16 protein-coding genes are annotated in these 17,843 nt (G+C 66.2%); 5 read left to right on the top strand and 11 right to left on the bottom strand.

Features of this window, described 5'->3' with window-relative positions; translation table 11 throughout:
- The first annotated feature begins 26 nt into the window (after positions 1 to 26).
- Genes nadC through ACZ1JY_RS11185 form a run of 3 tightly spaced genes read left to right on the top strand, consistent with a single transcriptional unit; the run spans position 27 to position 1,999 of the window.
- A complete protein-coding gene (nadC, locus tag ACZ1JY_RS11195) occupies positions 27 to 893 on the top strand; it encodes a carboxylating nicotinate-nucleotide diphosphorylase (RefSeq protein ID WP_118072723.1) in 867 nt (288 codons plus the stop codon).
- 12 nt (positions 894 to 905) lie between these two features.
- A complete protein-coding gene (locus ACZ1JY_RS11190) occupies positions 906 to 1,298 on the top strand; it encodes a hypothetical protein (RefSeq protein ID WP_118072724.1) in 393 nt (130 codons plus the stop codon).
- A 2-nt stretch (positions 1,299 to 1,300) separates the two neighbouring features.
- Positions 1,301 to 1,999: a ribonuclease T2 gene (locus tag ACZ1JY_RS11185; RefSeq protein ID WP_465129310.1), complete on the top strand. Its 699-nt coding sequence runs from the start codon at positions 1,301 to 1,303 to the stop codon at positions 1,997 to 1,999.
- Here ACZ1JY_RS11185 and ACZ1JY_RS11180 read toward each other — a convergent pair.
- Positions 1,996 to 2,451, bottom strand: coding sequence for a nucleoside deaminase (locus tag ACZ1JY_RS11180; protein ID WP_465129309.1), 456 nt, complete (start codon positions 2,449 to 2,451; stop codon positions 1,996 to 1,998). The two genes, ACZ1JY_RS11185 and ACZ1JY_RS11180, sit on opposite strands and share 4 nt — an antisense overlap.
- Positions 2,452 to 2,705: 254 nt before the next feature.
- Here ACZ1JY_RS11180 and rpmB point away from each other — a divergent pair, with 254 nt between their 5' ends.
- A complete protein-coding gene (gene rpmB / locus ACZ1JY_RS11175) occupies positions 2,706 to 2,990 on the top strand; it encodes a 50S ribosomal protein L28 (protein WP_039333029.1) in 285 nt (94 codons plus the stop codon).
- Between the two features lie 73 nt (positions 2,991 to 3,063).
- Here the strand turns inward: rpmB and ACZ1JY_RS11170 are convergent, their stop codons facing one another.
- The 5 genes from ACZ1JY_RS11170 to ACZ1JY_RS11150 form a co-directional block, all read right to left on the bottom strand.
- Positions 3,064 to 4,080, bottom strand: a complete 1,017-nt coding sequence (locus tag ACZ1JY_RS11170; protein WP_465129308.1) for an esterase-like activity of phytase family protein — start codon at positions 4,078 to 4,080, stop codon at positions 3,064 to 3,066.
- Positions 4,081 to 4,138: 58 nt separating this feature from the next.
- Positions 4,139 to 4,624: a peptide-methionine (R)-S-oxide reductase MsrB gene (msrB, locus tag ACZ1JY_RS11165; protein ID WP_118072727.1), complete on the bottom strand. Its 486-nt coding sequence runs from the start codon at positions 4,622 to 4,624 to the stop codon at positions 4,139 to 4,141.
- A gap of 146 nt (positions 4,625 to 4,770) precedes the next feature.
- On the bottom strand, positions 4,771 to 6,108 hold the full coding sequence (locus ACZ1JY_RS11160) for a cytochrome P450 (protein ID WP_465129307.1): 1,338 nt from the start codon (positions 6,106 to 6,108) through the stop codon (positions 4,771 to 4,773).
- A gap of 77 nt (positions 6,109 to 6,185) precedes the next feature.
- Positions 6,186 to 7,415 carry an ABC transporter permease gene (locus ACZ1JY_RS11155; protein WP_465129306.1) on the bottom strand — a complete coding sequence of 410 codons (1,230 nt, stop codon included), beginning with the start codon at positions 7,413 to 7,415 and terminating at the stop codon, positions 6,186 to 6,188.
- Positions 7,412 to 8,416 carry an ABC transporter ATP-binding protein gene (locus ACZ1JY_RS11150; protein WP_465129305.1) on the bottom strand — a complete coding sequence of 335 codons (1,005 nt, stop codon included), beginning with the start codon at positions 8,414 to 8,416 and terminating at the stop codon, positions 7,412 to 7,414. Before ACZ1JY_RS11150 ends, ACZ1JY_RS11155 begins: the two co-directional genes overlap by 4 nt.
- Positions 8,417 to 8,558: 142 nt before the next feature.
- Between ACZ1JY_RS11150 and queG the strand changes: the two genes are divergently transcribed.
- A complete protein-coding gene (gene queG / locus ACZ1JY_RS11145) occupies positions 8,559 to 9,572 on the top strand; it encodes a tRNA epoxyqueuosine(34) reductase QueG (RefSeq protein ID WP_465129304.1) in 1,014 nt (337 codons plus the stop codon).
- On the opposite strand, the gene ACZ1JY_RS11140 is transcribed toward queG, so the two are convergent.
- The 5 genes from ACZ1JY_RS11140 to ACZ1JY_RS11120 all read right to left on the bottom strand — a co-directional run bounded on the left by ACZ1JY_RS11140 (position 9,569) and on the right by ACZ1JY_RS11120 (position 17,724).
- Complete coding sequence (locus ACZ1JY_RS11140; protein WP_465129303.1) at positions 9,569 to 10,798, bottom strand: NAD(P)/FAD-dependent oxidoreductase; 1,230 nt, start codon at positions 10,796 to 10,798, stop codon at positions 9,569 to 9,571. The genes queG and ACZ1JY_RS11140 overlap by 4 nt on opposite strands.
- Before the next feature lie 100 nt (positions 10,799 to 10,898).
- Positions 10,899 to 11,507: a molybdenum ABC transporter ATP-binding protein gene (locus ACZ1JY_RS11135; protein WP_465129302.1), complete on the bottom strand. Its 609-nt coding sequence runs from the start codon at positions 11,505 to 11,507 to the stop codon at positions 10,899 to 10,901.
- Positions 11,497 to 12,183: a molybdate ABC transporter permease subunit gene (modB, locus tag ACZ1JY_RS11130; RefSeq protein WP_465129301.1), complete on the bottom strand. Its 687-nt coding sequence runs from the start codon at positions 12,181 to 12,183 to the stop codon at positions 11,497 to 11,499. Before modB ends, ACZ1JY_RS11135 begins: the two co-directional genes overlap by 11 nt.
- Positions 12,183 to 12,953, bottom strand: coding sequence for a molybdate ABC transporter substrate-binding protein (gene modA / locus ACZ1JY_RS11125; protein ID WP_168904005.1), 771 nt, complete (start codon positions 12,951 to 12,953; stop codon positions 12,183 to 12,185). Before modA ends, modB begins: the two co-directional genes overlap by 1 nt.
- 73 nt (positions 12,954 to 13,026) lie before the next feature.
- Positions 13,027 to 17,724, bottom strand: coding sequence for an NAD-glutamate dehydrogenase (locus ACZ1JY_RS11120; RefSeq protein WP_465129300.1), 4,698 nt, complete (start codon positions 17,722 to 17,724; stop codon positions 13,027 to 13,029).
- Between the last annotated feature and the right edge of the window lie 119 nt (positions 17,725 to 17,843).

Raw genomic sequence — 17,843 nt, 5'->3', positions numbered from 1 at the left:
AGGCCGGGAATGGTAATGCGCTCTGCATGAGCAGTTTCTCCATTCCCGGCTTCGATCTGGAAGCCTTCGTCGCGGCAACGCTGGCCGAGGATCTTGGTGAAGGCTTGCCCGGCGGCGGGCATGACGTCACCAGCGAAAGCGTGATCCCGGCAGACGCCCGCTTTTCGGGCGTGATGGACAGCCGCGATGCGATCACGGTCTGCGGGTTGCCGATCGCGGCCGCATTCTTCCGCGCGCTCGATCCCGACATGACAATCGAGATCCTGGTCGAGGAAGGCGCGCGGGTGGCACCCGGTTCGGACTTGATGCGGCTCGAAGGCAATGCCCGCGCCATGCTCACGGGCGAGCGCAGCGCGCTGAACACCGTGCAGCACCTGTCGGGCGTGGCGACACTGACCCGCCAATATGTCGATGCCATGGGAGACACGAACGCAAAGCTGCTTGATACCCGCAAGACCATCCCCGGACTGCGCCACCTCGAAAAGTATGCCGTGCGCACCGGCGGCGGGACCAATCACCGCATGGGCCTGTGGGATGCGGCGATGATCAAGGACAACCACGTGCTTGTGGCAGGCGGTGTGGCGGAGGCCGTGCGCCGCGCACTGTCTGCCGGCGTCAAGGATGTGATCTGCGAAGTCGATCATATCGACCAGATCCTGCCCGCGCTCGATGCCGGAGCAACCCGCCTGCTGCTTGACAACATGGGCCCTGACCGCTTGCGCGAAGCCGTGGCGCTCGTCGCAGGCCGCGTGCCGTGCGAGGCCTCGGGCGGCGTGCGGCTCGACACGATCGGCGCGATTGCCGCTTCGGGAGTCGATTACGTCTCGGTCGGCCGCCTGACCCAAAGCGCGCCTGCCGCCGACATCGGCCTCGATTTCACGCCCCTCGCCTGAACGGAACCCAAGATGCGTCCCGCCACCATCCGAGCCTTTGAAATCAGCGTGATCGCCAGCCAGCTGATCCGCATCGTCAACATCGTTGCCAATGCAGGGGCCATGGCCGCCGCGCTGGAAGTCGGCCGCAACGAGTTGCTGATCGGCCCTTTTGCAAACGCGCTGGTGGCCATCGGTCTTGCGCTCGCAGTGTCCCGAGGGCGCTTTGCGATAGCGCGCTGGTTCCTTGTTGCCGTGATCGCGCTCGACGTCCTGGGGCTGGGTGGCATTCCGGCAGTAGCGACGATGATCGGCATTCCCTTCGCCATCTTCTCGGTCATCGCAATCCTGCTGATGATTGCCGCAGGCGTGCTGATGTTCCTGCCCGCATCGACGGCGTGGTTGAAGCAGGGCAAGGCAGACTGACCATGCGCTGGCTGGCAGCGGTCGCGGTTATCGCATCCAGCCCCGCCCTCGCGCAGGGCTGGCAGTGTCAGGTGCCGCCGCAGATCAGCGTGCCGCCCCTGCCCGCGCCCGATGCGCAGACCCGGGTGATGCCGACGACCGGCTACACGCTAGCGATCAGCTGGTCGCCCGAGTTCTGCCGCACGCGCAAGGATGATCCGCGCCATGCCACGCAGTGTTCGGGCCGACAGGGGCGTTTTGGCTTCGTGCTCCACGGGCTCTGGCCAGATGGCAAGGACGGCAAGTATCCGCAGTACTGCCCTTCGCGGCTGCTGCCCGATGCGCAAGTCCTGCGCCGCAACTTCTGCACTACGCCTTCGACCGATCTCATGATGCACGAATGGGCCAAGCACGGCACCTGCATGGGCATCAGCCCCGCGGACTATTTCGCCAAGGGCCGCGAGCTGTTCCAGAGCCTCGAGTTTCCCGACATGGCCCGCCTGTCGCGCACGGATGCGCTGGACGTTGGCAAGGTCAAGCAGGCGCTGGTCATCGCCAATCCGCGCCTCAGGCCGGAGATGATTCGCCTGCTGCTCGGCCGCGACGGCTGGCTGCGCGAGGTGCATCTGTGCCATTCGCGCAAGCTCAAGCCCGCGCGCTGCCCGATCGGCAACGCCGGGCCGCCGGACACGGTGCCCGTGAGGATCTGGCGCTCCTTCTAACGCCGCTCGCGGAAGAAGCTGCGGAGCAGGTCCGCTGCCTCGTCCTCCCCCATGCCGGAATAGACTTCGGGCCGGTGCAGGCAGGTCGGCTGGTCGAACACCCGCGCGCCATGCTCCACCGCGCCGCCCTTGGGATCGCTGGCCGCATAATAGACGCGGTCGATGCGTGCGTGGGCAATGGCACCCGCACACATCGCGCAAGGCTCAAGGCTGACCCACAGGTCACACCCTTCGAGACGTTCCTGCCCCAGCGCCGCAGCGGCAGCCCGAATCGCCAGCACTTCGGCGTGGGCGGTGGGGTCACACAGCTTGCGCGGCTGGTTGTGAGCCGCGGCGATGACCTTGCCGTCCTTGACGATCACCGCCCCGATCGGCACTTCGCCTTCCTCGGCAGCCTTACGGGCTTGAGCAAAGGCCAGTCGCATCGGTTCGGGAAGGGGCCAGCGGGTCATGCCTACGGCATATTCGTTTGCTGGCCATTCGCAAGGCGAATGGCGGCGGCACCAGCCCACTCCCCCGCCCGACCACCCATTCAGGATACTCTCGTGGGTGGTCGGGCGGGGGAGTGGGCTGGTGCCGTGTCAGGATCGTCGCGCAAGCGACGATCCGTTCCAGACACGCAACGCGAATCCTTGACTTCGTCCGGTGAATCGATAAGAGCCGCGCCTTCCCGATAGGTATTATCGAACACAAGCGAGTTTTAGCCATGTCGCGTATCTGCGAACTGACCGGTAAGGGCCGCCAAGTCGGTCACAACGTAAGCCACGCCAACAACAAGACCAAGCGTCTGTTCCTGCCCAACCTGCAGAACGTCACGCTGATGAGCGAGAAGCTGGAGCGCAGCTTCAAGTTCCGCGTGTCGACCCATGGTCTGCGCTCGGTCGAGCACAACGGCGGTCTCGACAACTGGCTGCTGAAGCAGTCGGACACCAAGCTTTCGACGCGCGCCCTCAAGGTGAAGCGCGAGCTGGTCAAGGCGAACGCCGCCTAATCCTTCTGCCCGCAAGGGTCGGAACATCGAGAGCCCCCTTTCCCATGTGGAACGGGGGCTTTTGCTGTGTTCGCTATCGGCCCGGAAGATGCGCCGGATCGAACTCCAGCCTGAGCAGCCGCGTCTGCTGAAAGGTTGAGGCATTGGCGTCGGAGATAAGCCAGAGCGAAAGCCCGGCCCTGCCCGCCGTCAGCGCCATCCCTTCCCAGTTCTCGTGCAGGACCGGCCCTTCTAGACGGGCCAGCTCGACTGTCGGCAATGGCCGTCGCGGATCGAGGCGCGAAACATCGGCAAGCACGATCCGCGCCGAAAAACCGGGTGGTGACAGGCCCAGCTTGCGCACAAGAATGAGGAGCCGACCGTCAGGCAAAGGCACTGCATCCACCGGATCGAACCCGGCAGGAACCAGAAAGCCGAACTTTTGGGCTTTCGACAGTCCTGGCCTGCCCTTGAACATCAGTCCGAGGTGCAGACCACCGCGGCCGGTCCCGCACGATTCGCAGAGCATGATCCAGCGTCCGTCGGGCAGGCGGGCCATTGCCTCGGCTCCGCCATTGCGCGGCCAGTCCCGCGTTTCGTTCACCGGGATAAGACTGGCGGCACCGGTTCGAGGGTCTGTCCGCACCACGCGCACGTCGTCCTCCAGTCCGGTCCACAGGCTGCCATCGGCAGGGTCACGCACGACGCTTTCAGTATCGAAGCCGATGATGGTGTGCCCATCGGGCCAACGCTGCACCACCATGTTCGGCATCGGCGAGGTGAAGACACCGGTTTTGAGCGGCACGGGGATCGACAGCGTGCGATTGCGGTCGCTTATGGCCAGCAGCCCGCCCTCTTGCGGGACCAGCGCCGAATAGCCGCCAAAGCGATGATCCCCGCCTTCCAGCAACCAGGCCTGCTGCAACACGAAGGGGCCAAGCTGCTCTCGCTCCGCTGCGGGGACTTTTGGCAGGAGGTCAGTCACGCCGACCCGGCGATCGAACGTGAATGGGTCGTTGCGCTGCGTTGCCCAGACCAGCACCGCCAGCGGCAGCAATACGAGTAATGTGAAGAGTTTGCGGCGCACGGGCCTGCCGTGGGCATCGCTCACGGGGCCGTCAATCGCGAATCATGCCCAAGCGCCGGCAAGCCGGACAGAAGTGGCGCGATCAGGTGGCCCGGAACTTCAGCGCGTCACCATTGATGCAATAGCGCAGCCCCGTGGGTGCGGGGCCATCATCAAAGACGTGGCCGAGGTGGCCGCCGCACTGCGTGCAATGCACTTCGGTGCGGACCATCCCCAGCGAGCGGTCGGAACTGGTTGCCACGCCCTTGGGCAAGGGCTTCCAGAAGCTGGGCCAGCCAGTGCCGCTATCGAACTTGGTGGAGGATGAAAACAGCGGGTGGCCGTCTGCCGCGCACACGAAGGTGCCCTTGCGGTGCTCTTTCAACAGCGGCGAGGTGAACGGGCGTTCGGTGCCTTCCTCGCGCAGAATGTAGAACTGTTCCGCTGTCAGGAGGCGCCGCCACTCGGCCTCGCTCTTCATGATCGGGAAGGTGCCTTTGGCCGCCGGCTTGGCGCTACAGGCACTGGCGAAAGGCAGGACCGAACCTGCGGCGAGAAAGGCGACAAAGCGGCGGCGGGTGGCGATCATGGGCGAAACCTCAGGTTGTCCTGCCGATGGGAGAGAGGGTGTTACCTCGGGGGCGGAGTGTCCACCGGCAGGACGTGGAACTTTCTAGCCCCGTCCTGCCTCCACCATCGTGACGAAAGTCATAGCACCATCGCCTGTATGCCCGATTACCGCTTTTCGAGCATGACCTCGAGCTTGCGGAACCCGTGGACGAAGTTGGCGCGGACGCGTTCGACTTCGCCGGCAACGCGCACCTGCATCCGCCGCTCGTGCATTTCCTCAAGCAGGATGCGCAGTTGCAGCTCGGCGAGACGCGCTCCGACGCAGCGATGCACGCCATAGCCGAACGACAGGTGACGCCGCGCATTGTCGCGGTCGACGATCAACTTGTCGGCGTTCTCGAACACGGTCTCGTCGCGGTTGGCCGAGATGTACCAGAGAATCAGCTTCTGGCCTGCCTTGATCTGCTGGCCGAACAGATCGGCATCAGCCGTGGCGGTGCGGCGCATGTGGGCGAGCGGGGTGACATAGCGGATGCACTCCTGCACGGCGTTCGGGATCAGCGAGGGATCACGGGCAAGCAGGTCGCGCTGGTCGGGGAACTGGTCGAGCGCGTGGACGATGCCCGACATGGTATTGCGGGTGGTATCGTTGCCACCGACGATCAGCAGCACGAGGTTGCCCATGAACTCCTGCGGGCTCATGTGGTTCATCGCCTCGGAATGGATCATCATCGAGATGAGATCGCCCGACGGCGCAGCGCGCATGCGTTCGCCCCACAGCCGCTGGAAATAGTGCGCCATCTCGCCAAGGAAGCCGAAGCGCATGTCCGACAGTTCGCGCGCGAGGACGAGCTCGACGTCACCGGCCCAGTCCGACCAGAACGTCAGCAGGCGGCGGTCAGGCCACGGAAAGCCGAACAGCAGCGCGAGCATGCCGGTGGTCAGTTCGATCGAAACCTTGTCGACCCAGTCGAACTTTTCGCCCCACGGCAGCGAATCGAGCACCTCGCCGGTGCGCTGGCGGATCTCGCGCTCCATCTCGACCATCTTGGCCGGAGTGAAGGCCGGCGCCACCGTGCGGCGCTGGCCAGTGTGTTCGGGGCGGTCCATTGCGATGAACATCGGCAGCTGACGTTCAGCCAGCAGCGCGGGATCGGTATCGGCCGGCGGATCGCCGATGGTGATGCCGCCGTACTGCCATGACGAGGAGTAGAGCTCGGGGAGTGATTCGACGTGCTGGATCGCCTTGTGGTTCACCACGTTCCAGTAGGCGCCATAGGGCGATTCGGGCACGAAATTGACCGGGGCTTCGCGACGCATCTCGGCAAAGATCGGCTGCCATCGGTCCTCTACATAGATATCCGAGCGGCTGACATCCCACTTGTGGGTATGCGCCGGGATCGCTTGCGGATTGTCCTTGAGCCAGGCGGTGAACGCCTCGATCGCGGTGGGAGAGCTGCGGTAGGTGAACTGCTGGGCTTCGGGTGCAAGCTGCGTGGCCATGGCTATCCTCCGGAAAGGCCGCACGTTGCCCGCGCGGTCCTCGTCACTTTGGTAGCTTGCCACAACCTACATGCGTGTCAATAAGCTTTGCGCCGGAACCGTGCGAACACTCCGCCCTTGGCCTTGCCGCGCGCGGGGCCAGATTTCATGACCGTACGGCGGAACAGCTGAGCCCCTGCCCGCACGATCACGACAACCCAGAACGCCTGCCACAGCAGCGCCAGGACATGCGGCCACACTTCGGGTTGTTGCGCGGCCCGCGCCAGCATGGCGTAGGGCGAGCTGACCGGGAAGATCACCGAAAGCCATTCCACCCACGAGCCCGGCATGGTCAGCGCATAGCTCGAGAAGAAGAACACCATCAGCTGGAACATCGAGACCGGCATCGACAGCGTCTGCACTTCGCGCACCGTGGCCGCCATGCCGCCGATCGACAGGAACAGCGATCCCATCAGCAGGTAGGCCATCGCAAAGTAGAGGAAGCCGAGAATCAGGAACAGCGGCCAGCCCACTGCAGGGGCAGACATGCTGGGCAGGCTTTCCGAACCGGCCAGCACGATCATGCCGATGGCCGTGCCCCACACGGCAATGCCGACAAGGCTCACGGCGAGCATGGCAAAGAGCTTGCCCATGAACAGGGCGTCCATCGGGATGGCGGCGGCAAGAACCTCGATGATCTTGTTGCCCTTTTCCTCGACAAGGTTGGACAGGACCATGCCCGCCAGCAGCATCGTCAGCAGGAACAGCAGCACTTGCGCGCCTTGCGCGGTGTAGATCTGGCCGGTGCGGACCTTGGCGATCGAGGTGTTGACCTCCTCGACCTGCACGTCCGGATAGGCAGTTGGCGCCTCGGCGCGGGCACGCGCGGCGAGGTTGGAAACGAGGCCAACCCACTGGCGCGCGCGGTCGGCGGTCGCGGTCAGGGTCGGGGCAGCGAGTGTCCCGCCGACGACCGCGGTCACCTCCCGGTTGCCGTCGGAGAGCGCGCTCCGGGCATCGAAGGCTTCTCCTGGCGCGGCGGCGGCAAGTTCGATCATGTCGGGCAGGCCACCGGCCATGCGGCCGTCCAGTTCCTCGCGCGCAGCAAGCATGCGCTTGTTGTCCCCGGCGCTCATCGCAAGGCCGATGGTCGGCCTCTCGACGTTCTGCTGGACCTTGGCGCCGATGTTTCCGGCAAGCCCGCCCACGACCAGCGGGAAAGCCGGGCCGATCAGGAAGAAGATGAAGGTCTTGGAGAACACCACGGCGACGAAATCGCGCCGGGCGATGACCAGCGCGCAGCGCAGCTTTTCGGCAAATCCGGTCACCGCGCGTCTCCTTCGCTTTCCTCGAGCGCCCTGGCCGCCGCCTCGCCGGCGATGGCAACGAAGGCATCGTGCAGCCCTGCCCGCTCGATCGAGAGGCTGAGAATCCCGGCATCGCCTTCGATCAGCGCGCGCAGCAGTGGCTCGACGCCGGTTTCGGGCAGGGTGAAGTACCAGAACGCGCCTTCGTGCCGCACGTCTGCCGGAAGCGCGGCGCGCCACGGCCCATCCTGCGCGCGCGTTTCGAGCCGGACTTGCGGGCGCAGGCGGTCGCGGGCGAGATCGACCGGCCCGGCGAAGGGCACCTTGCCCCCGGCGATGATCGCGATCCTGTCGCACAGGCGCTCGGCATGAGCGATCACGTGGGTCGAGAAGATCACCGTGGTGCCGCCTGCCGCCAGCGCGCGGATCATGCGTTCGAGCTTGCCTTGGTTGAGCGCGTCGAGGCCGGAGAAGGGTTCGTCCAGCACCACAAGATCAGGTTTGTGGACGAGCGTGCCGAGCAGTTGCACGGTCTGCGCCATGCCCTTGGACATCTGGCGAATCTGGCGGTCGGCTGCATAGCCAAGCCCATGTTCTTCCAGCAATTCCCGCCCGCGCCGGCGCCCCTCTTTCAGCGGCACGCCGCGCAAAGCGGCAAGGAAGCCGATGGCCTCATAAGCCTTCATCGCCGGGTAAAGGCCGCGCTCCTCGGGCAGGTAGCCGATGCGCCGGGCAACCTCGGTCGGGCGTTCGTGGCCCAGCACGCGGCGATAGCCGGCGTCGGGATCGATGATGCCGAGCAGCATGCGCAGCGTCGTGGTCTTGCCGGCGCCATTGGGGCCGAGGATGCCGTAGATGGCGCCCTTGGGCACGGATATGTCTACGCCGTCGACAGCGGTGAATCCGTCGAAGCGCTTGACCAGCCCGCGCGCCTCGATCGCAAGTTCTGGAGGGGCGAGTTCCACTCCGGTGCTGTCAACCGCGTTGCCAGCCACCGGCCATTCCCCTAGCTCGATCTTCATGGGTCATTGCCCTAGCGATAGGCGATGAACGAGCAGGGCAGCAAGTGTGGTTAACGCAAGTCCAACTCTCGCAGGCAGAGCGGCAACTCCCGGGGGCAATGGGGCAACTCCTGGCAGCGAAGGCCTGACTCTCGAGAGCAGAGTGGCAGCAGAAGCCACCCGTCTTGGCTTCGCCGCCTGCGGCATCGCCCCTGCCCATGACGACTCCCTGCGAGCGACCCGACTCGAGCAATGGATCGCCGATGGTTGTCACGGATCGATGGAGTGGATGGAAACCCGCCTCCACCACCGCCGCGGGCCGCAATCGCTCTGGCCCGACGCGAAGAGCGTGATCGCGCTGGGCATGAGTTATGCCCCGGCGGCAGATCCTCGCGCGCTGGAAGCGCATCCGGAGCGGGGGCGCATCTCGGTCTATGCGCAGGGCGGCGATTATCATGACGTGGTGAAGCGCAATCTCAAGGCGCTGGCGCGGTGGCTGGTGGCGGAAGTGCCGGGGGCCGAGGTCAAGGTCTTCGTCGATACCGCGCCGGTGATGGAAAAGCCGCTGGGGCAGATGGCGGGAATCGGGTGGCAGGGGAAGCATACCAATCTGGTCAGCCGGACTCACGGTTCGTGGCTGTTCCTGGGGGCGATCTACACGACGCTGGAACTGACGCCCGATGTGCCCCATGCCGACCGCTGCGGATCTTGCACGGCGTGCCAGACGGCCTGCCCCACCAGTGCTTTTCCCAAGCCTTATCAGCTGGATGCGCGGCGGTGCATTTCCTATCTGACGATCGAGCACAAGGGACCGGTGGCGGAGGAATTCCGCGCTGCCCTGGGCAACCGCATCTATGGCTGTGACGATTGTCTGGCGGCCTGTCCGTGGAACAGCTTTGCGCGGGCGGCGCAGGCCAACCGCGCGTTCCTGCCCCGCGCCGAGCTGACCGCGCCGAAGCTGTCAGAACTGCTGGCGCTGGACGACGCGACGTTCCGGCAGGTGTTCAGCGGCAGCCCGATCAAGCGGATCGGGCGCGACCGGATGGTGCGCAATTGCCTTTATGCCGCAGGCAACAGCGGCGACCGGGCGCTGCTGCCGATTGTACAGGGCTTGTGCGGCGATCCCGACCCGGCGGTGGCAGATGCCGCCCGCTGGGCCGTGGAGCGGCTGGCTTAGGCGAGCATTTCCTTGAGCGGCACGCTGGCATCGGCCAGTTGCTCAGGGGCGATCTGGGCGCGGGCTTCGACCAGCTTCTTGCCCTGCACGTAGTCCTTGACCATGTTCACGCAATCGAGCGCGATGACCTTGCCGTTCTTGAGGTAGACCACCGAGAACGAGCGCGTGGCCGGATCGCCGCGCAGCACGGCGTTGTCGTGGCCGGTGGAGAGGCCGACGGTCTGCAGGCGCAGGTCATATTGGTTCGACCAGAACCACGGCGTGGCCTTGTAGGGCGCTTCGGTGCCGCAGATGCACTTGGCGACGGTGGTGGCCATGTCGTTGGCGTTCTGGACGGATTCGAGGCGGATCACCGCGCCGTCGGCGAAGTCGTTGGCATGAGCCGCGCAATCGCCGATCGCGTAGACATCGGGCAGCGAGGTGCGGCACAGTTCGTCGACGTCGACGCCGTTGCCACCCGAGGCACCGGCTGCAAGCAGCGGGCCGACGCAGGGAATGATGCCGATGCCGACGATGACGATGTCGGCCGGGATGACCGAACCGTCCTGCATCTTGACGCCGGTGGCCTTGGTGCCATCGCCTTCGATGCAGTCCATCGCCGCGCCGGTGCGCAGGTCGACTCCATGTGCGCGGTGTTCGGCCTGGTAGAATTCGGACAGCGCCTCACCGGCAACGCGCGCCAGCACGCGCGGGAGCGCTTCGAGCAAGGTGACCGAAACGTCGAACTTGGTCAGCACGGCAGCAGCTTCGAGGCCGATGTAGCCGCCGCCGACGACAACGGCGCGCTTGGCCCCGGCATCGAGTTCGGCCATCAGCCGGTCGGCGTCTTCCTTGGTGCGGACAGCGTGGACACCCTTGAGGTCTGCGCCCATGCACGAGAGGCGACGCGGATCGCCGCCGGTGGCCCAGATCAGCTTGCCATAGCCGATCTCGCTGCCATCGCCGAGCTTGACCGTGTGCGCGGCGGGATCGAGCGAGACGACTTCGGCGCCGAGCTTCATCTCGACAGCCTTGTCCTCCCAGAACTGCGCCGGACGGATGCAGATGCGATCGAACGTCTTGTCGCGGGCAAGGTATTCCTTGGACAGCGGCGGACGCTCGTAGGGGATTTCCGGTTCGCGGCCGATCACCAGGATACGGCCTTCGAAGCCGTTCTGGCGCAATGCGATGGCTGCTTGTGCGCCGCCATGCCCTGCACCCACGATGATGACGTCTGCCTGCTCCATCTCGAATCCTCCCGGCTGTTGCGAGGGCGTTTGGCCAAAAGCGCGCGTTCGTCAACCGACTGACTTGGAAAAGGCCATTGCGGACAGGCCACAAAGGATTTCAGAGTTCCACGATCGTCCCGGCAAGGCGTTCGACTTCGGCGCGGTCATGGCTGACGTAGAGGATCGGCAGGCGCACCTCGTCGCGCAGGCGCTCGATCGTGCGCATGATCTCTTCGCGGCGGGCGCGGTCAAGCGAGGCGAGCGGTTCGTCCATCAGCAGGAAGCGCGGGTTGGAGACCAGCGCGCGCCCGATGGCGACACGCTGGGCCTCGCCGCCCGAAAGGGTGCGCGGCCAGCGATCAAGCAAGTGGGCCAGCCCGAGGAAATCGACGACATCGGCTTGCGACATCGGGCCGCCTTCGCGGGCGCCGTAGGCAAGATTGGCGCGGACGCGCAAGTGCGGGAACAGGCGAGCGTCCTGGAAGACGTATCCGGCGCGACGTTGCTGAACCGGCACGTCTGTACCGGCGGCGCTGTCGAACAGGACTTCGCCACCCACGACGATGCGCCCCTCGTCCGGCTTGAGCAGGCCCGATACCATGTTGAGGATCGAGGTCTTGCCTGCGCCGGAGGGGCCGAACAGGGCGGTGAGGCCGGGGCTGGCGGTGAAGTTGCAGGCGATGTGCGTATCGCCAAGCCTGCGCGCGACGGTCACCTCAAAGGACATGGGCACTCCTGCCCATGCGGCGGGCGAGCGCTTCGGAAATGACCAGCGCGGCCAGCGACAGCAGCACCGAGATCATGGCGAGGCGGGTCACCGCGCTTTCGCCACCGGGGATTTGCAGAGCGCTGTAGATGGCAAGCGGCAGGGTCTGGGTTTCACCGGGAATGTTGCTGACGAAAGTGATCGTCGCGCCGAATTCGCCAAGCGAGCGGGCAAAGCCGAGCACGGTTCCAGCGACCACGCCGGGCATCGCGAGCGGAACAGTGATGGTGCAGAATACGCGCCAGCGCGAGGCGCCCAATGTCATTGCCGCAGCTTCGAGGCGCTGGTCGACTGCTTCGATCGACAGGCGCATGGCGCGGACCATCAACGGCAGGGCCATGACGGCGGCGGCCAGCGCGGCCCCGGTCCAGCGGAACATGAAGGTGAGGCCGAGCGCCTGCTCAGCCCACGCACCGACCGGGCCTTGCGGGCCGAAAGCGAGCAGGAGCAACCAGCCGGTGACGACCGGCGGCAGGACCAGCGGTAGGTGGATCAGCGCATCGAGCAGGACCTTGCCGGGAAAACGCCCCCGCGCCAGAGCCCATGCCAGCGCGAAAGCGACCGGCAGGCAGGCGGCGACCGCGACGGCGCCGACCTTGAGCGAAAGCCGGACGATCTCCCACTCCTCGGGAGTCATCAGCGCCGGCCGAATCCGCGCTTGAGGAAAATGGCGCGGCCTTCGCGCGAGATCAGGAAGCGGCGGAAGGCCTCGGCATCGCGATGGCGCGAGGTTGCGAGCAGGGCGACGGGATAGGTTATCGGCTGGTGACTGGCCGCGGGGAAAGTCCCGGCCACGCGCACGCGGCGCGAGGCCATGGCATCGGTGGCGTAGACGATGCCAAGCGGAGCCGCGCCACGTTCGACCAGTGCAAGCGCTGCGCGCACGTTTTCGGCGGCGGCGACCTTGCCCGCGACGCTGGTCCACACACCCAGCTTGGTCAGCGCCTCGCGACCGTAGCGCCCGGCGGGGACGGCGGCGGGGTCTGCCATGGCAAGGCGGCCCGACCCAAGGGCCCTGGCCAGCGGGAAGTTCCGGGTGATCTGCAGGTTCACACGGCCTTGCGCCGGGGCGACGAGGACGAGGCGGTTTTCGATCAGCCGCGCGCGGGTGCCGGGCTTGAGCAGCGACTTGCCCTGAAGGTAGTCCATCCACTCTTCATCGGCAGAGGCGAAGAGATCGGCGCGGGCGCCTGCCTCTGCCTGACGGGCCAAGGCCGAGGACGCGGCGAAGGACAGGACCGGGCGCGGGTGGCCTTTCCTGGCCCAGGCGGCGGCCGCATCGGTCATCGCTTCCTGCAGGCTGGCGGCAGCAAGGACCAGTGGACCCTTATTCTGCGCGAAGGCCGGGGTGGCGCCCGCAAGCGCGATCAGCAGGGCAAAGAGGGCGCGCAGCAGAATCGGCGGCATCATGGTTCCGGAACAAGCTATGTTCGGCTGTATATACCATGATGCCGCTCCGGCAATCTTTTGCTTGGGCAGATTAGCGGCCGAGCAAGGTCCTTGCCTGGCTGGCGACTTGCGCCAGCATCGCCGGAGACACCACCGGGGCGGCCTGGGCGCGGGCGACGAGGCTGCGGAACTGCCGCACCGCCGCAGCATTGGCCGACAGCCAGTCGCTGACGAAGGCATCGGGTGAGCCGCCCTTGGAGCGCGCAAGGAAATCGAGGCGCATCTGCTGGAAATCGCGGGCAAGGCCGGCGACGAGCAGGCGCTCCCACGGGTCCGATGGGTTCATGCGACGTGCGGCCTGTTGCGCCCAGTCGATGCCGAGCGCCGCGCCGAGGTCGGCGAAGGCGCCGGTCAGCGCCGCGGCATCGACATTGAGCTCGCCTGCGAGGTGGGCGAGACCGATCGCGCCGTCCATGTCGTAGAGGTGGACGAGGCGTGCGGCGATCTCCGCCGGAACGCCGCTGGTGGCGAGATCATCGGCCATGCGGCGGGCCTGCGCCTGCGCGGCACCGCGCAGCAGCTCTGCCGTGGTGTGCGAAAGCAGGGCGACGCCGCCGAACAGGTCTTCGATCAGATCGTCGGGCGACTGCGTGCCACGGCCTGAGCGCAGGACATCGGCGACGTGGCCGCGCAGGCCTTGCGCGACACGGTCGAACAGATCGAGCCGCAGAGTTTCGGGCATGTGTGCCGAATCGAGCAGTTCCCAGGTCTTGCGCAGATCGAGCAGGCGCTCTGCCGCGACGAATGCGGCAGCAACTTGTGCGAGCGAGACGCCTTCCTCCTCGCAAAGCTCGAACGGGATCACCGGCCCCATGCGGTTGATGATGCGGTTGGCGAGCTTGGTGGCGATGATCTCGCGGCGCAGGCGGTGGTGGACGATCTCGCTTTCGAAGTCTTCCTGCATCTGCGGCGGGAAGGCGGCGACGAGTTCCTCTTCCAGCACCGGATCATCGACCACGGTGCTTTCCTCAAGCGCGCGCTGCAGCACGAGCTTGCTGCTGGAGAGCAGGACGGCGAGTTCGGGGCGTGTCAGGCCCTGCCCGGCGGCTGCGCGGCGGGCAAGATCTTCGGCACCGGCGAGGCCTTCGGTCTTGCGATCGAGATCGCCGCCTTCCTCGAGCACATCGATCAGGCGCGACCATGCCGGCATGGCGGCAGCGCCACCGCGTTCGGCGATGGACACGGCGAGCGCCTGCAGGCGGTTGTCCTCGAGCACGAGGTGGGCGACCTCGTCGGTCATCGCCGACAGGAGTTCGACGCGGGCGTCCTCGGTCAGCTTGCCCGAGCGCTTGGCGGCGGCAAGGGCGATCTTGATGTTGACCTCGTTGTCCGAGCAATCGACGCCGGCGGAATTGTCGATGAAGTCGGTGTTGATGCGGCCACCATGCAGCGAGAACTCGATGCGCGCGGCTTGGGTGGTGCCGAGGTTGGCGCCTTCGCCGATGACCCGGGCGCGGACCTCGTTGGCCGAGACGCGGACGGAGTCGTTCGACGGGTCACCGACGTCGACGTTGTTCTGGGTGCTGGCCTTCACGTAAGTGCCGATGCCGCCAAACCACAGCAGGTCGACCGGGCTTTGCAGGATCAGCGCGATCAGCGAATCCGGATCGATCTCGGGCAGTTCGACCCCGAGCATCGCCTGGATCTCGGGCGAGAGCGGGATCGCCTTCATCGAGCGCGGGAAGACGCCGCCTCCTGCCGAGATCAGGCTCTTGTCGTAATCGTCCCAGCTGGAGCGGGGCAGCGCGAACATGCGGTTGCGCTCTTCCCAGCTTTTTGCCGGATCCGGATCGGGATCGAGGAAGATGTGGCGGTGGTCAAACGCGGCGACGACCTTGAGCGCCTTCGACAGCAGCATGCCGTTGCCGAACACGTCGCCTGACATATCGCCGCAGCCGGCGACGCGGATGGCTTGCGTCTGCACGTCGACGCCCAGTTCGAGGAAATGGCGGCGGACCGAGAGCCAGGCACCGCGCGCGGTGATGCCCATCGCCTTGTGGTCATAACCCTTCGAGCCGCCGCTGGCGAAGGCGTCGTCGAGCCAGAAGTCCCTGGATTCGGCGATGGCGTTGGCAACGTCGGAGAAGGAGGCGGTGCCCTTGTCGGCAGCGACGACGAAGTACGGGTCCTCGCCATCGCGGATCACGACATGGGCGGGGTGGACGACCTTGCCCTCGACGATGTTGTCGGTGATCGACAGCAGCGTGCAGATGAACACCTGGTAGCTGGCCTTGCCTTCGGCCAGCCAGCCTTCGCGGTCCTTGGCAGGATCGGGGAGCTGCTTGGGGTAGAAGCCGCCCTTGGCGCCGGTCGGCACGATGACGGCGTTCTTGACGCGCTGCGCCTTCATCAGGCCGAGGATCTCGGTGCGGAAGTCGTCACGGCGATCGGACCAGCGCAGGCCGCCGCGGGCGACCGGGCCGGCACGCAAGTGGATGCCTTCGACGCGCGGGGCATAGACGAAGATCTCGCGCCACGGCAAAGGCTTGGGCAGGCCGGGAACGAGCGCGGAATCGATCTTGAAGGCCATCGCTTCGGCGGCGACAGGGGCGAAGGCGTTGGTCCGCAGGATGGCGCCGACAAGCGCGCGGAAGCTGCGCAGGAGGCGGTCGTCGTTGATCGCGGCGACGCCGGCGAGGCCGGTCCTGATGCGCTCTTCGGCTTCGGCAAAGGCAGCATCGCGGTTGCCGGTGAAGGCGGGATCGTGGCGGGCGACAAAGGCGGCGACGAGGCCGCGGGTGACGGCAGGGGCGTTCTTGAGCGCTTCGACCACGGTCGGGATGCCGAAGGTCATGCCGGCCTGGCGCAAGTAGCGGTAGAAGGCGCGGAGCCAGTTCGCCTCGATCGCGGTGAGGCCGGTGGCAACGATCAGGCGGTTGAAGGCGTCATCCTCGGCCGCGCCGTTGATCACCGCCGAGAGCGAGCTTTCGATCGATGCTGCGCGGGCGAGCAGATCATCGACCGAGCTGTCAGCCGGGTGGGCGACGAGGAAATCGTGGATATAGCCGAGGCGGCCACCGTCGAGCGGGGTGGGCACTTCCTCGAGCACGCGGAAGCCGAAGTTTTCGAGCACCGGAACGGCATCGGACAGCACGATCGCGCCTTCGCGCTGATAGAGCTTGAGGCGCAGCACGGCTTCGCCTGGGTTGCGATGCAGGCGAACGGCGCGGCGCGGGGCCTTGCTGCCCGCCAGGGTGCGCAGGACGCGGATATCGCGCGCCGCCTCGGCCGCACCCGAAGCATTGCGGTAGGACAGCGGGAAAGCGTCGGCATAGCGGGCGGCAATGGCGGCGGCGCGCGAGGGTTCCTCGCTGGTGGCCAGTTCGCTTTCGACAGCGCCTGCCCAGCCCCGGACCATGCCCTGCAATTGCAGGTCGAGCGCGGCTTCATCGACCTGCCCGTCCTGATCGCGCACGTCGAGCACGAAGCGCAACATGGCAAGCGTGCTGCCTTCGACCTGCAGCGACCAGTCGATCACCTGCGCCCCGGCAGCCGCTTCGAGCATGTCGCGAATGGCGAGGCGAACCTCGGTCGACAGCACATCGCGCGGGAGCCAGACGAAGGCAAAAAGGTGCCGGGCGAGCGGAGCCTGGACCAGCGCGAGACGGGGGCGCGGGCGGTCGACCAGGCTCATCATCGCGGTCGAGACGCGCTCCAGATCGGCATCGTCGAAGCTGACGAGGAGATCGTGCGGCAGTGCCGTCAGCGCATGGACCAGCGCCTTGCCGGCGTGGCCGTTGGCGGCAAAGCCGAACTTGTCCATCAGCTCGGCCAGCTGGGTGCGCAGGCGAGGCACGCGATCAGGCGCGGCGGCAAGCGCGGCGCTGGTCCAGACCCCGGCATGGACCGAAAGCGCGACGACCTTGCCGCCTTCGATGCGCGGGACCATGAACAGGTCGAGCGGCACGCGGCGGTGAACGTTGGCGATGCGGTTCGCCTTTACGATCAGGGGCGCGCGGCCCTTGCCGGATTCGAACCAGCGGAAGGCGCGATCGAATGAACTGGCCGCCAGCAAGCTGCGGTCGCTAGCGCGGCAGATGCCGAGAGGCTTTACCTCGGTACCGTCACGCAGGCGCGTCACGCTGCCGAGTTGGGTAAGCATGCCATCAGCCAGCCAGCGCAGCAGGGCAGCGCCTTCGGGATCGGCAAGACCAGCGGCATCTTCGCGCATGGCGGCCTGCATCAGCGGCCAATCGGTGACGGCGGCACGCACGTCAGCCAAGGTCTCTTCGAGCGCAGCGACAAGGCCGCGGCGCTGGCGCGCATCGGCGCGTTCGGTTTCGAGATAGACGACGGATTCACGGCGTTCACCCGAAGCATCGCCCGCCGGGAATTCAGTGAGATTGCCGTCGGCATCGCGACGGACGGCGACGACGGGGTGGACGAGGCGATCGATGGCCAGACCTTGCGCAGTGATCGCCGAGGTGATCGAATCGACGAGAAACGGCATGTCGTCGTTGATCACGGCGATGCGCAGATGCCGACCGTCGCTGTCCGAACCGCTGACGCTTTCGATGGCGATGGCGGGATCGCTGCCCTTGCGAAGTGCGGCGGCGGCAGCGGCAAATCGGGCCGCTTCGGCGAGGCGCGCAGCATCGAAATCGAGCGCTTCATCAGGGAGGAGCGCGCCGGCAAATCGCTCAGCCAAGGCCAATGACAGCTGATCGGAGGGAGCCTGCGAAGACGAAGTGGCAGGGGCTTGCGAACGGCTTGCGGACGTTGACGCCATGGGGTTTTCCCGACTCTCCTTGCGAGAGGATATTTCACCCTCGCGTAATTATTGAATACGTAAGCGTATCATTATTCCAAAGGGTAATCCAGCCGTGGCGAGACCTCAAGTCCGGTTCA

This window comes from Novosphingobium sp. BL-A-41-Hi4B-X5A (genome assembly GCF_055521705.1).
This window is presented reverse-complemented; position numbering and strand designations above follow the sequence as displayed.

Bases quoted from the DNA above. Each gene is read 5' to 3' on its own strand.
- nadC (WP_118072723.1), top strand. From the start codon at position 27: ATGAGCAGTTTCTCCATTCCCGGCTTCGATCTGGAAGCCTTCGTCGCG.
- ACZ1JY_RS11190 (WP_118072724.1), top strand. From the start codon at position 906: ATGCGTCCCGCCACCATCCGAGCCTTTGAAATCAGCGTGATCGCCAGC.
- ACZ1JY_RS11185 (WP_465129310.1), top strand. From the start codon at position 1,301: ATGCGCTGGCTGGCAGCGGTCGCGGTTATCGCATCCAGCCCCGCCCTC.
- ACZ1JY_RS11180 (WP_465129309.1), bottom strand. From the start codon at position 2,451: ATGACCCGCTGGCCCCTTCCCGAACCGATGCGACTGGCCTTTGCTCAA.
- rpmB (WP_039333029.1), top strand. From the start codon at position 2,706: ATGTCGCGTATCTGCGAACTGACCGGTAAGGGCCGCCAAGTCGGTCAC.
- msrB (WP_118072727.1), bottom strand. From the start codon at position 4,624: ATGATCGCCACCCGCCGCCGCTTTGTCGCCTTTCTCGCCGCAGGTTCG.
- ACZ1JY_RS11160 (WP_465129307.1), bottom strand. From the start codon at position 6,108: ATGGCCACGCAGCTTGCACCCGAAGCCCAGCAGTTCACCTACCGCAGC.
- ACZ1JY_RS11150 (WP_465129305.1), bottom strand. From the start codon at position 8,416: ATGAAGATCGAGCTAGGGGAATGGCCGGTGGCTGGCAACGCGGTTGAC.
- ACZ1JY_RS11140 (WP_465129303.1), bottom strand. From the start codon at position 10,798: ATGGAGCAGGCAGACGTCATCATCGTGGGTGCAGGGCATGGCGGCGCA.
- ACZ1JY_RS11135 (WP_465129302.1), bottom strand. From the start codon at position 11,507: ATGTCCTTTGAGGTGACCGTCGCGCGCAGGCTTGGCGATACGCACATC.
- modB (WP_465129301.1), bottom strand. From the start codon at position 12,183: ATGACTCCCGAGGAGTGGGAGATCGTCCGGCTTTCGCTCAAGGTCGGC.
- modA (WP_168904005.1), bottom strand. From the start codon at position 12,953: ATGCCGCCGATTCTGCTGCGCGCCCTCTTTGCCCTGCTGATCGCGCTT.
- ACZ1JY_RS11120 (WP_465129300.1), bottom strand. From the start codon at position 17,724: ATGGCGTCAACGTCCGCAAGCCGTTCGCAAGCCCCTGCCACTTCGTCT.